The organism is Arenibacter lacus (genome assembly GCF_008711145.1).
GTDB classification, from domain to species: domain Bacteria; phylum Bacteroidota; class Bacteroidia; order Flavobacteriales; family Flavobacteriaceae; genus Arenibacter; species Arenibacter amylolyticus.
The window spans coordinates 16,423-29,800 of the sequence record NZ_VVIN01000047.1 but is presented as its reverse complement, the minus strand read 5'-3'; the positions used below and the strand labels follow the sequence as shown (position 1 = coordinate 29,800).

Sequence of the window (13,378 nt, the reverse complement as noted above, 5' to 3'; positions counted from 1 at the left end):
CTTGATCTACCTGTGCCTTTTAACCCTACTAAAGGTGTTAAAGAGACTTACAACAAACTTCGAGAACAGGCTAGAGTACAGTATACAAGTAGGCAAAACGGATATAAACCTTACTACGAAACTCTAGACATTGAAGAAGGCAAGGGTCTGAACAAACTACCAATGCCTTCTACAAACGATATTTACCTCGATTTTGAAGGTGACCGGATGGTTGAACCGGATGGTCTTGAATACATGATTGGTTATGTGCACAAAGGTGTATACCACGCCTTCTGGGCTAAAAACGAAGCTGAAGAAAAAGAAATCTTCGAGCAATTCATTGACTTTGCCTTTAAGCTTAAACAAGAAGACCCCTCACTCCATATATACCATTATGCGCCTTACGAGGTTATAGCTTTAAAGCGGCTAATGGGTAAATATGCATCGCGTGAAAATGAAATTGATACCTTTTTAAGATCAAACACATTTGTAGATCTTTATGGTATAGTTCGGCAGTCTGTTCGTGCTAGTGTTGAGAAATACTCAATCAAAGACTTAGAACCATTCTTTGGCTACGTGCGTATGATGGATTTGCGAGAGCTCTCAAGTCATAAATCACAATTGGAGCTACTTCTGCAAACAGGGAATATTAATATACTACCAAGGGAAACCAAAGATGCCGTCCAGCTCTACAATCAAGATGACTGTGAATCCTTGGTTCGCCTTCAAGCATGGCTGGAGGATATTCGTACCAGGCTAATTAGTGATGGTAAAAACATTACAAGGCCTGAAGATGGCGATGGTGATGCCAGTGATAATATCACTGCGCATCAAGAGCGCATTCAGCCCATTATGAATGCGCTGCTAGAAGGTAACCCTCCAATAAAGGCTGAACGAAGCGAAGTTGAGCAGGCTCGTTATATTCTGGCTCATATGCTTGATTGGTATCGAAGAGAAAAAAAGTCGTTTTGGTGGGAGTTTTTTCGATTAAAAGAGCTACCCGAAGACGAGCTCTTAGAAGAGCGAAAAGCAATTTCGTACCTAGAGTTTACAGGTAATCGAGAGCCGGAAAAAAGAAGTGTAGTTGATACATATTCTTTTCCACCCCAAGAATGTGATTTACGTCCTGGTCAGGCTGTAGAGGATAAGGAAGGAAATCAGATAGGCACCATTCATGAGATTGACACTGATGCAGGTATAGTCCGTATCAAAAAAGGGCCATCTAAAATTGACCTGCCCCACCCGATTTCCATAATGAGTTTGGAAAATATTAATTCCAACACCAAAGAAGAAGCCATTATCCGATTGGCAGAATGGGTTGTAGACAATAGTATGGATAGCGATAATGAAACATACCGAGCAGCAAGGCAATTACTCATGAATACTCTTCCGAGTTTAACTGAGAATCGGATTAGCAATGATGATATTTTAGAGCATACATTTGACTTTGCTGCCAAACTTGATCATAGCTATTTACCCATTCAAGGCCCCCCTGGTGCGGGCAAGAGCTATACTGGTAGCCACCTTATTGTTCGTTTGGCCCAACAAGGAAAGAAAATCGGAATTACTGCCCTTAGCCATAAGGTCATTACAAATTTGCTAAGGAAAGTTTGGGAGGTAGCTCAAGAGGAAGGGTTTAACATTCAAATGATACAGAAAACCGAGCCAGATCCAGATAACCCTTCTCCTTGGACAGTTAGCAAGGTTGAAAATCCTATCCAAGCAGCTATAGGCCATGTGGACGTCATTGCTGGAACATCTTTTATGTGGAGTAAACCACCATTTGAAGACAGCGTGGATTACCTGTTTGTGGATGAAGCTGGACAGTTATCCTTAATTGACACACTAGCCGTTTCACATTGCTGTTCCAACCTTATTATGCTTGGTGATCCACAGCAATTGAAACAACCACAACAAGGGGTTCATCCCGATGGCACAGAAGTATCAGCATTAGAACATGTGCTTCAAGACGAAAAAACCCTTTCTGATGAACAAGGGGTCTTTTTAGCTGAAACATGGCGCATGCATTCATCCATCAATGCATTTGTTTCTGAACTCTTTTATGAAAACCGATTAAAATCTAAAGACCATCTCGATCAACAGCAAATTAACGGCTCCAAGTATGCTGGATCTGGATTATACCTGGAATGGATATTCTGATCCAAAGTTTACCACTGTTCCGAGCCAATGTTTACCACCGATTCCGGAGCAATGTTTACCACTGATTCCTGAGTATAATTTACCAGAATAATCAGAGCAAAGATTTACAGTTTTTCGGATCGTTACGGATTTTTGAAGATGGAACTGCGCTTTTATAGGCTGACATTCCGGCACAAAGTTTACCGAAAATTCCGAAGCAAAGTTTACCACCAAGGGAACAGGTCTATGATTCTGGAGTACATTAGGTTGAATAACCAACTCCTTAGAATTATGGCCAATAAAACCCTTGCTATGCAAAAAATAAGACAAATACTATTATTCCTAAAACGAGATCTTTCAGAGCGTGGCATTGCTGAGCAAACCGGTGTCTCCAGACCTACTATTCACTCCTACAAGGGCATCTTTGAGACCAGTGGATTTGATTATGATACACTTCTTAAACTTAAAGATCCGGAACTTTATGAATTGGTAAAAACCAAAAGGAAAGGACCGGACCTGACCCCGGATGTCCGTAAACTATATTTTTTGGAACAAGCGGATTATTTTATCTCCGAACTAGGGCGTGTTGGGGTAACCAGGCTACTGCTCTGGCAGGAGTATTTAAAAGAATACCCAGAAGGCTTTAGCTACTCCCGCTTTTGTGAATTATTGGATATCCAGATCAATTTGAAGAGCCCGACCATGGTCTTTAAACATAACCCTGGAGAGCTGCTGGAAATTGATTTTGCGGGTTCTAAGTTAAGCTATGTGGCCACTTCTACGGGGGAGATTATAGCCTGCCCGGTACTTATAGGCGTACTTCCCTTTAGTGGCTTTGGTTATGCAAAAGAATTACCCGATGCTTCCCTTGCCCAGGTAATCCCTGCCCTGAACGACATCTTAAATTATTTTGGCGGGGTCCCGCTCAATGCCAGATCCGACAATATGAAACAATGGGTGGTGCGCAGCTGCAGGTATGAACCTATCTTTCCCCAGGCACTGGAGCAGTGGGCCCTGCACAACCATATCGGACTATTAAACACTAGAGTAAGGGCCCCCAAAGATAAGCCATCTGTAGAGAACCAGGTGAAAATTATCTACCGCCGAGTATATGCTGCAATCCGGAACGAAACATTCTATAGTATCCAGGAGTTAAATCAAGCAATAAGAAAGGCTTTGGAAGCCCATCATGATATCAACTTCCAGAAGAAGTCTTTTAGCCGAAGGGAGCTCTTCACTAGCCAGGAACTTCCTCTATTGCAGAACCTTCCCGAGCATCCTTACCAGTTCAATCATCTCACTAGGGCCAAGGTTCAAAAGAACTATCACGTGGTGATGGGAGAAGACTGGCACTTCTATAGCGTTCCTTACCACTATGTGGGTAAGGAAGTAAATATTATTTATGACACGGAAGGTGTTGAAATTTATTATCAGCTCGAGCGCATTGCCGTTCATCAGCGGAACTATAAAAAACATGGGATAACCACGCTTTTAGAACATATGCCCGAACATCATCGAAGGATGGCCGTACAACGAGGATGGACTCCGGATTACTACTTAAAACAAGCTGCGGATAATGGTCCCCATACCAAAGAATTCTTTGAGAAGCTTATGAAAAGTAAGATCTCCGTACATCAGGCCTATGGCCCCTTCCTGGGGATTATGCGACTGATCAAACAGTATGGTGGTCCCCGTGTGGAGGCAGCCTGTAAGAGGGCGCTCACTGGAAACCGGTATAATTATAAAGTAGTGGCCACCATATTAGAAAACAAGATGGATCAGTTAGAAGAAAGTCCACCTGAGAAATCCCCCATACCCTCCCATCACAACAATCTTCGGGGACCAGAGGCCTTTACAAACAAAATGGAACATTAATTATTAAACTTTAAAAGATGAATACAGCAACAACCTTACAACAATTACACGGCCTGAGACTTACCGGAATGGCCAAGCGGTATCAAACCTTACTTAGCCTTCCTACCCATCAGCAGGAGGATGCCCACACCATTCTGGCCCTAATGTGCCAGGCAGAGCAAGAGTATAGAAGTGACAAGCAGACCGAGCGATTGCTCAAGGCCGGAAAGCTTCGCTATCGTGCCAACCTGGAAGAGGTTATTTGTAGTCAGGAACGAGGACTTACAAAAGAAACCCTTTTACAATTAGCGGAAGGACACTACCTGGAGAAAGGACAGAATATACTGATCCACGGTCAAACTGGAACCGGTAAATCCTTCCTGGCTTGCGCACTGGGACGCTCCGCCTGTCTTATGGGATATAAAACCCTATACTTATCTATGAATAAATTTTTAGAAACCCTGGCGCAATCCAGAATTGATGGCACCTATTTAAAACTCATCAAGCAGTTAGCGGCAAAAAAGCTGATCATCCTAGATGATTTTGGATTAAAACCCTTATCAGGTGATGCAAAATTAACCTTATTAGACCTCTTGGAAGATCGTTACGGTGATGGGTCGGTGATCATCACCTCCCAACTGCCCTTCGACCATTTTTATGCATTTTTGGACCAACCCACTTTAGCTGAAGCTATACTAGACAGACTGTCAGCAGCTGGGCATAAGATAGAATTACAAGGACAATCTTTACGAAAGCGAAAATAATGTTGTATAATTGATTTTTATAACCGTTCCCGCGGTGGAAAAAAGTGATGTAAACTGGTAAACTTACGCCAGGAATTTACTGGTAAACTTTAGAGCGGAATGGTGGTAAACTTTCCTCGGAATATCCATAGGTAGATTGGTGTACTCTAATTGCGTCATTTAAATACCCCATGTTATAGAGTAGTTTCGCCTTATTTAATATGATACGTGTTAACACCCTTTGATTCTTAAAGTTCCCATAACTGAAATAGTAATGTTTTTCAATAGCTGTATTGAAACTCTCAAGTGCCAGAATATATTCCTTCAGCCTAATATAACAAACGCCTTCCGTCAATTTTAAACAAAATGAACTAGAACTTTCCAAATGGATGTCGAAAATTAATTTATTCAATACAGTTGCATCAGAATAGAGCCGACTCCAATCCACTAAACTATCAAGTCCCAACATTTTTTGAATTAGGTTAAGAGCTTCACGCTCTTTACCATCTGTGTTACAAAGTCGATACAATTCGGGTAATGCTCTGAAATAATCATTAGCCCACCTAATATGCGTCTCTATATTATTACTCATATATTTATTTTAACTATTTCTTTAAAAGTATAATTGAATTAAAATATTATACTGCTGGCTATTTCGGAGTGACTATGCCAGTGATATCGGAACAAACCGTGCCAATTTGAAAGATTTTCCAAGGATCAATAATATTTTAAGTAACTTAACAAATATTTTTGAAGAAAAAGTGTCCCTTTTGAAACGGAACGCCTATCCGCTTTAAGCGGATTATTCAGCTTAATTATTTCTTGAAGAGGGATCAGCATACTCTAGTAAATTTAGATAAGTGTTCTAGTTGTGTACACATTTCTATATTTTCATTACTTATATTGAATTAAGCACAAGCTCTTTTAGCTTTTCGGTAATAGCTTTATCATCACTGTTACCCAACCAATTTTTCTTATCGTTAAAAAAAGCATCTCTTCCCTTTAGCATTAAGTGGGTTACGGTGAACCATTTACTTTCAATATTCGATTGCAAAAAATCAATGTGTTCAGATACCGATTTGGCGATCCATTCAATTTGATTAATAGATAATTCTTTCTGATTATAAAGCCAATCAATATTACCATGAGGAATATCGAAGTAAAAATTTAATATTGCTGTAATATTCTCTTCTGTTAAGGGGTATATATTATCTCTTTTCTTAGGTAACATTTTCTATTAATTACTAGTTATTTGTTATTGTTTTCAGGTTGTAAATTAGTTTAATAGACTAAAACATTACGATTTACAATTATTTAAAAGTCACCTTAACAAGGTGAAATCACTAAATTCAATTCTAAACTGCAAATCCTCTACCCTGCTCCGCCAATTGATAAAAATGTTGGAAAATAACTTCAGTTTTTTCGCTGAAAATTGAGCGGTTATATGACTTAGGTAAATCTTTATCTAGAATTTTTTGAATTTCTCTTTTTACCATTTCTTGGGTAGCCTTTTCTTTATGCCATTCCTGAATTAGGATTTTATTTTTAGCATCAAATAAAATCTGCAACAATTCTAAGGCGGCAAGTTTAACTTTTTTTTCTTCTTCTTTAGTCAGTTTTTCCTTTTTCAGCAAATCGAAAATTTCTTGCTCAGCTTCAGTCATTCCGTTTTTAGCGGCTCGCTCCTGCTCTTTAGATAAACTTTCGGTTTGTTTGATTAATTCTTCATATGCTTCTTCTATTGATAAACTTCCAGAATTATAGTCCTCAATTATTTTTTCAAAACGCTCTAAAAAAGATCCTCTGGTTTTATTTTGAGCTAACATTTGCTTCAGCTTTATCTCCATAAGCTCCCTTAAATCAGCAAACTGAATGTTTTTATGCTTCTTTTCCGGAAACTCTGCCCTAAGCCTGGAAAAATCCAACTTGCTTAGGTCTATTTGCTTTGAATTATTAATACTATATTCATAAAATTGGTCTTGTAAATCACCTTTCCCAACTACACTTGTATCTAGTAGGTCATCTAATTTTCTTTTAGCTCTTTCTATTGCTTCATCTTGATCTACATGTCTATCAACTACCTTGCGTAAATATTCAAAAACGTCTCTAGCTTTTTTAATTTGAGGATGACCATAAATTTCAGGCTTCGCAGAATCGTATAGAGTAACGATCGTATTTACAAACAATCCTAGTTGCTTTCGATATTCATCTTTTTCCAAAATTAGATTAGCATAATCTTGGAACAATTCAACTTCTTTAAATCCTTTTTCACCTAAATTTAAAATCGCTTCTATATCTGCTCCTATACCCTTACAGAACATTTTTGTTTCAAGAATTGCTTGTTCTAGGAGCTCTATAAGTTCTTCAAACTCTTTAACCGGATACTCTTCTTCATCTACTTCTGAAGATTTTCCTTTGGTACCTTCGGCATAATCCGCAAGTGCTTTTTTAAGATTTCTAAAAACACCGAAATAATCTACCACTAAACCATTTTTCTTCCCTTCAATTACTCTGTTCGCTCGTGCTATAGCCTGCATTAACGTATGATTTTGAAGTGGTTTATCTAAATACAATGTGGACACTGCTGGTGCATCAAAACCAGTAAGCCACATCGCAGTAACAAAAACTATACGGTAGGTATTGTTTGGATCTTTAAAATAATCTTCAATGTTACGTCCATCTTCATCTGGATAATCCATCAATTTTCGATGTGGAGTAATATTTAAACCCTCCTCTTCAAAAACTACTTTTTCCTCATTGTCAGAGCCTTCTTGACTTATTACAGCAGACATCCGTGTTTCCTCCATGAAATTAATGGCACGTTTATATCGTTCCTTTATCTCAACATCATTTTCCTTTGCAATTTTCTTTCTTAATTCTTTTATTTCTTCCTTTTGTGCTAGTTGTACAAATTCAAACATCCTAACCGCTGTAAACTTATCAATACAGACCACCATGGCTTTCATAGGTTTACGATTATTGTCGTCATCTACCACATCTAACCTGTATGGGTAGTGCTGTACTATATGCTTTGCTATTTCTTGTAGGCGATCTTCCCTTCTTACTACCTGCAATAAGGTTGAGTACTCCTTGTCCAGCTTTTTCTTTTGTTCTTCTGTTAGATTTTCATTCTCTAAGATTTCAGCTGCATCTCCTACTAAATCTTCGTTGATCTGTTCAACTCTTGGTACGCTTTTCTTATAATACAACGGCACGGTAGCTCCATCTTCAATACTTTGCGCAAAATTGTATTCAGAAATATAAGGGCCAAACCAATCTTTTGTTAATTCACTCCTTAAAAGAGGAGTTCCTGTAAAAGCGATATATTGTGCATTTGGCAAAGCAATGCGCATATTTTCACCATAACCTTTGTATTGTGTTCTATGAGCTTCATCTACCATAACTATCCAATTATCGCGATCTGTTAGCTGTGGATAGGTTTTACCTTTATCTATTCCGAATTTATGGATTAATGCAAAAACATATGATCTATTAGAACGTAAATAATCCCGCAGTTTACTTCTATTGCTAGGCCTATAATAATTTTCCTTTTGGTCTTTAGTTTCCAGTATAACCTCAGTTTCTTGAAAATTTCGATAGATTTGACTATCAAGGTCCGTTCTATCTGTAACTACCAAAAACGACCAATTTCCTTCAACTTTTCGTTCAACTTTTTGAGAGAAAAAAATCATGGAATATGATTTCCCTGAACCTTGAGTATGCCAAAAAACACCCAATTTACCCTTTTTTCCTTCTTTTTCATTTAGAGATTTTATCGCATTGTTTACACCGAGGTATTGGTGGTTCTTTGCAATAATTTTCACCTTGTTTTTATGATATAATATAAAGTTCTCGAAGTAATCTAAAAGGTTTTTCTTGTTGCATAACCCCTCTCCGAACAGTTTTAAACTTAATCGATTTTTTGTACGTTCACCCTCAGTTTCAACTTCTTCTCGAGATTTCTGTGAATGGGAAACTGCAGTATCTTCTAGTTTCACCCAAGTAAAGAAATGCTCCCATGGCGCGTTAAAAGACCCAACACGTGTTTGTATTCCATTAGAAATACATACAAACATATTATACCAGAATAGTTGAGGAATATCTCTTTTGTAACGTCTTAAGTTAATATCATAGCCCCCTTTTACCTTCTCTGTTGCATTTTTAAGCTCAATCATTACTAATGGAAGTCCGTTTACATAAATTATTAAATCTGGCCTTCTTGTAATATTAGCAACTTCTAAATATTCAATGCTTAATTGTGAAACGACTAAGAAATCGTTGTTATCTTCTTTTTCAAAATCTATAACCCTCACATAACTATTCTCTTCTCTGCCTTGGCTGTTTTTAAAGGTTACTGGAACACCATTTTTAATTAGCTCATAAACTTCTTTATTAGCTATAACAGGCGTTAAACTAGCTCTACTTTTAGACAGCTCGGAAATTGCGAAATCTATACATTCTATTGGCAAATGATTATTTAATCTTATCAAAGCCGCTCTTAAATCTTGTTTTAAAACAACATCCTTTAAACTATCCCTCCCGATAAGTTGTTTTTCCCAAGCATTAACGTGTCGATAACCCAAAAGCAATTCAAAAAATTGAATATCAGCTTCCTCTATATGTGATTCATTTATAAACGCCATCTTATCTTAAATAAAAATGATGGTTTGAATACTGATTAAATTTATCTTCAGTACCAACTTCATCATTAATTATTGATTCTATTAATTGTTCTATTTTCTGCGAGCTTATTCCATTACGCTCATCGGTACTAATTACGTTATCCCAAATACCAGCTTCTTGATACCTATTTGCTTTTAAATCTTTCCAAGTCCATGCATATTTACGTTGGCTCAATAATCCTAAATGTTCCCAATACCATACTTTCCCATTTGTATAAATAGTAAAATCCGTTTTTATATTAACCTCTTTCCCGTTAACTAATGGCTTTTCCTCATAACTAAAATTGAAAACATCAACACCTAATTCATCTCGTTTTTTCATCAATAAATGATAAATTAACAATTCAATTCTCGATTCTACATAAACACCAGGTTCTGGTTCTAAATCATAAAATCGATATGGCTTATCTAACAATAAACTTGTTCTTCTTGAAGCTGAAAATGATCTCTCCAAAGCTCTTTCTAGTACACTCTTTTTTTCATCATCACTAGTTTGTAAAAACAAGGTGATAGATTTTTTAGTTCTAGTTAAAGCCGTATACACCAATTCTTTTGATAATAATCCATAACGAGCAGGTAAGACTAAAAACAAATGATTAAAACCACTTCCTTGTGATTTATGAATTGTTATAGCGTATGCCAATTCAAAAAACTCCTGCTCAAACCCTCTAATATCATAAAATGAAATTGCCTCCATTCCTTCACTACCTTCATAGTGAAACTTTTCTCCTTTATCATTTTTTATGAATCCTAAGGTACCATTAGAAAGAACTAGCTTTTTCTTATCATAATAATTTTTAGTTCTAATTAACTTATCGGATTCTTTATATACATTCTTTCGCAGTTCATATTTAAGGGCTCTTTTAAAATTGGATTGTATATAATCGTTTATTTGAGTTACACCTGAATATTGTGAATGGTATGGTGATAAAATTTGAAAATTCTCAATGTCAATATCTTTATTGTCATCAACAAATTCACCCTCTGAAGATAAACCTAGTATTTGATTAAGTTTTGAATTTAAATCACCTTTAAACCCCTCTGTTAATATTTTAAATTCTTCTTTTATCTTACTATATAACTCATCCTTATTAGACCAATACCTTGCTCTAAAACCTGATGATATTTCAGTTTCTTTATTATCAATTTTATTCTTAATATGGTCATCTAAGCCCTCTTTAAAATTAACTTTAAATGCGTCAGCTAAACGTAATACTTTGTTCTCTTTTAACTCGGAGCGACAGTTTGTTTCTAACTGAATGTAATTATTTTGATAGTCTGTGTTGGACTTGAGATAACTAATTAAATCAGCCAAAACCCTACCATAACCAATAGCTGGTAACTGATTAGGATCGCCAATTAAAATCAGCCTTTTAAAAGATGGCTCCTTAAAATTGATTTTTTTTATAAGCTTTTCAAATTTTAATAAGTCAACCATCGAGGTTTCATCAATAACTATATTCTTATATTGTTTAATTGACGATAGACTTATCTTCCTATTTTCTACATCATTTATAAACTTATCAATGGTGAAAGCTTCAATTTTTGAATCCTTTAAAATTTTATCTGAACTTAATCGTAACGCTGCTTTACCTGTAGGTGCTAGCAATAAGCATTTCTGACCTTCTTTTTCTTCTAAGTGTTTGCAAATTTTTAAAACTTCATAAGACTTACCACTACCCGCACTACCTGAAACTACAAAGAGTTTTTTTGAGAATATATTTTTATAAAGTTGTCTTCTTTCATCAATAAAAATCTGACTCTCAAAGCCATCACCAATTTTACTTTTTAAGTTGACTACTGAGTCACTTATATAGCTTTCTAAATTGGAAAAGGACTCTTTATTCTCTGAAGCACGCAGCAATTTTGAAATACTTTTTTCTATATTCTTTTCAGCATCATATACATTAGATAAGTAATAATACATAGTGTCATTAGCCTCTACTAATACAATCTTTTTTGGCTCCTCCTGAAAATGATTTGCATAATCTTCATTTAACGGATAAAAGAAATTATCAGGGACATTATAATCTTGTCCTATTTCATAATATAAAGGATAGCTGATTATAGCTTTTTGTAAATTGTTGGCATCTACAAAGCAATCCCCTGTATTTTCTAAGGTATTTAGATGCCTTAGTATTAATGCGCGTATTCTTCGTTTATCTACAAACTTCATATCTCGCTGCATCTTAATTCTAGGTACAATTCTAGTATCTGGGAAGTAGGCTATATCTATTTTAAACAGATCTATAGGCGCATCTAGTTCTTCTCCGTATACATCGTCATGGGAGTCTGGCCAGTAATCATAATCTTCATAAAGAACATATGGATTACTAATAATATCGGAAATCTTATGTGACGGCTTTACATCATCATCAAAATTTCTAAACCATGAATCAGGTAGTTTTAACTTACCGGACAATACACGCTGAAACTGAAATGGTTTAAGATTTAACATACTCAGTTTTAAAAACTGATCTAAAGTCAAACCTTTTTGTTCTACCCTATCATTTAATTCTTCAATCTGCGTTCTATATTTTTTAGAGATACTGTATGCAGAAGGATTTAATAATATTTTTTTCAAGCTTTCATCACTGATATCCTCTTCTAATTTAAAGTCTTCATAAAAATCTTCTAGAGGAAACTTGGGCTCATTTGTTTGATTTAATAAAACACGACTTATACTTGAAAATCCTGGAAAATAGGACCGCGTTGACCAAGCAAGTTGAAGCAATTCTTCTACCTTATCTATACGCTCTTGCATATCTTGTCTAGATAATACGCCGTCATCTATACAAGTGATTAAAGCTTGGCGCATTTTAGTAAGCACATAAATGGTTTCATCGTCACCAATATCCATTGCTACATACTTAAAACACCATTCTAGTTCTGGCTCCGATATTGCAACTTTAATTTTGTCTAAATACCCATCTTTAGCCTCATCATCCAATTTTTCTGCCTCTTCAAGATACTCGTGGTATGGCATTCTAACTGTTGAATTTTCTTCAAAACTAAATTGCATTGCCCAATTCATACTTGGGAAATTCTTGTACTTGTAGTTGCTCTGGGGTCTCTTTTTAATTTCATTAATCACCTCTTCCGGACCAAAATGTGGAATCTCTGATGCTTTTTGCTTCCTATCTACAATTCCTGCTCCAACCACAAGGTATTGTTGATCTTCCTCGGTAATTGGATTACTAAACTTAGCATACATAAAGGCAATGCTCTTGCCTTCATATATTTTAGCATTAAATCGAGGAATACGGGTTTCTTCTAGGTTTTTAGGATAGGCACCACTTTCCGCTTGTTCTTTTTTTGACCTCGTAAAAGACACAGCAAATGGCCAGCTATACATAGATCTTGCAGGCAATTTTTCTTCTATTGGAACTAAATTTGGCGCAGCTGGGTTATCATGCTTTGCCTTAATAGGATCATTACCAAAAAGGTTTATAGACCAAAAACAAGGTGGCAAATAATCAATATCATTTAAAGATTTACCTCTATATTCAATTTCTTCTGCTAAGTTCTCGTCTTTACGTTTTCTGATACGTTCAGACAATAGAGAATGGAACCCATTACAATAGGTATTGTTTTCTGGATCTATACAAATGCTTCCGTTCCATTTGTTGTCATGCCAAGCTACTCGAAGTGTTACATGTTTAGAAGGTATTTTATATTCTGTATTGCTTAAAACATCTTTTGTTTTTTCATTACGGGTCTCATTATTTTTAAGCTCTTCAATTTTCTCTACTGTATTTAATATTAACAGAAGTTGCTTTGCACTTAATCTTTTCCCATTTCCTGTTTTACTTTTTGCAGTACTCAATAAACTTCTTGAACTAAATGAAAAACTAGATTTATAATCAGCTGAATAGGCAAACTCTAAAAACGAGGACCAATCCTCATAAGAATAATTATTAAATTCATTCTCCATTATAGCAATATCCGTAGGATCGTTTATATCGTAATTAGCCATGGGAT

Annotated in this window: 7 protein-coding genes; 3 read left to right on the top strand and 4 right to left on the bottom strand. The window is 36.1% G+C overall.

Features of this window, described 5'->3' with window-relative positions:
- From F1E73_RS12855 to istB, 3 genes are all read left to right on the top strand, one after another.
- A partial coding sequence (locus F1E73_RS12855; protein ID WP_150452116.1) for a ribonuclease H-like domain-containing protein occupies window positions 1-2,139 on the top strand: 2,139 nt, incomplete at its 5' end.
- Between the two features lie 291 nt (window positions 2,140-2,430).
- Window positions 2,431-3,993 carry an IS21 family transposase gene (gene istA, locus F1E73_RS12850; RefSeq protein WP_223883428.1) on the top strand — a complete coding sequence of 521 codons (1,563 nt, stop codon included), beginning with the start codon at window positions 2,431-2,433 and terminating at the stop codon, window positions 3,991-3,993.
- A 17-nt stretch (window positions 3,994-4,010) separates the two neighbouring features.
- Window positions 4,011-4,736: an IS21-like element helper ATPase IstB gene (gene istB / locus F1E73_RS12845; protein WP_026811308.1), complete on the top strand. Its 726-nt coding sequence runs from the start codon at window positions 4,011-4,013 to the stop codon at window positions 4,734-4,736.
- A gap of 76 nt (window positions 4,737-4,812) precedes the next feature.
- Here istB and F1E73_RS12840 read toward each other — a convergent pair whose 3' ends face one another.
- The 4 genes from F1E73_RS12840 to F1E73_RS12825 form a co-directional block, all read right to left on the bottom strand.
- Window positions 4,813-5,307, bottom strand: coding sequence for a hypothetical protein (locus F1E73_RS12840; RefSeq protein ID WP_150452115.1), 495 nt, complete (start codon window positions 5,305-5,307; stop codon window positions 4,813-4,815).
- A 306-nt stretch (window positions 5,308-5,613) separates the two neighbouring features.
- Window positions 5,614-5,946: a hypothetical protein gene (locus F1E73_RS12835; protein WP_150452114.1), complete on the bottom strand. Its 333-nt coding sequence runs from the start codon at window positions 5,944-5,946 to the stop codon at window positions 5,614-5,616.
- Between the two features lie 124 nt (window positions 5,947-6,070).
- Window positions 6,071-9,358 carry a type I restriction endonuclease subunit R gene (locus tag F1E73_RS12830; protein ID WP_150452113.1) on the bottom strand — a complete coding sequence of 1,096 codons (3,288 nt, stop codon included), beginning with the start codon at window positions 9,356-9,358 and terminating at the stop codon, window positions 6,071-6,073.
- 1 nt (window position 9,359) lies between these two features.
- Entirely contained in the window at window positions 9,360-13,373 is a 4,014-nt protein-coding gene (locus F1E73_RS12825; RefSeq protein WP_150452112.1) for an ATP-dependent DNA helicase, read from the bottom strand.
- Between the last annotated feature and the right edge of the window lie 5 nt (window positions 13,374-13,378).

What these genes read in the sequence shown, in the direction of transcription:
- F1E73_RS12835 (WP_150452114.1), bottom strand. Translation starts at nt 5,946, where the DNA reads ATGTTACCTAAGAAAAGAGATAATATATACCCCTTAACAGAAGAGAAT.
- istB (WP_026811308.1), top strand. Translation starts at nt 4,011, where the DNA reads ATGAATACAGCAACAACCTTACAACAATTACACGGCCTGAGACTTACC.
- istA (WP_223883428.1), top strand. Translation starts at nt 2,431, where the DNA reads ATGCAAAAAATAAGACAAATACTATTATTCCTAAAACGAGATCTTTCA.
- F1E73_RS12825 (WP_150452112.1), bottom strand. Translation starts at nt 13,373, where the DNA reads ATGGCTAATTACGATATAAACGATCCTACGGATATTGCTATAATGGAG.
- F1E73_RS12840 (WP_150452115.1), bottom strand. Translation starts at nt 5,307, where the DNA reads ATGAGTAATAATATAGAGACGCATATTAGGTGGGCTAATGATTATTTC.
- F1E73_RS12830 (WP_150452113.1), bottom strand. Translation starts at nt 9,358, where the DNA reads ATGGCGTTTATAAATGAATCACATATAGAGGAAGCTGATATTCAATTT.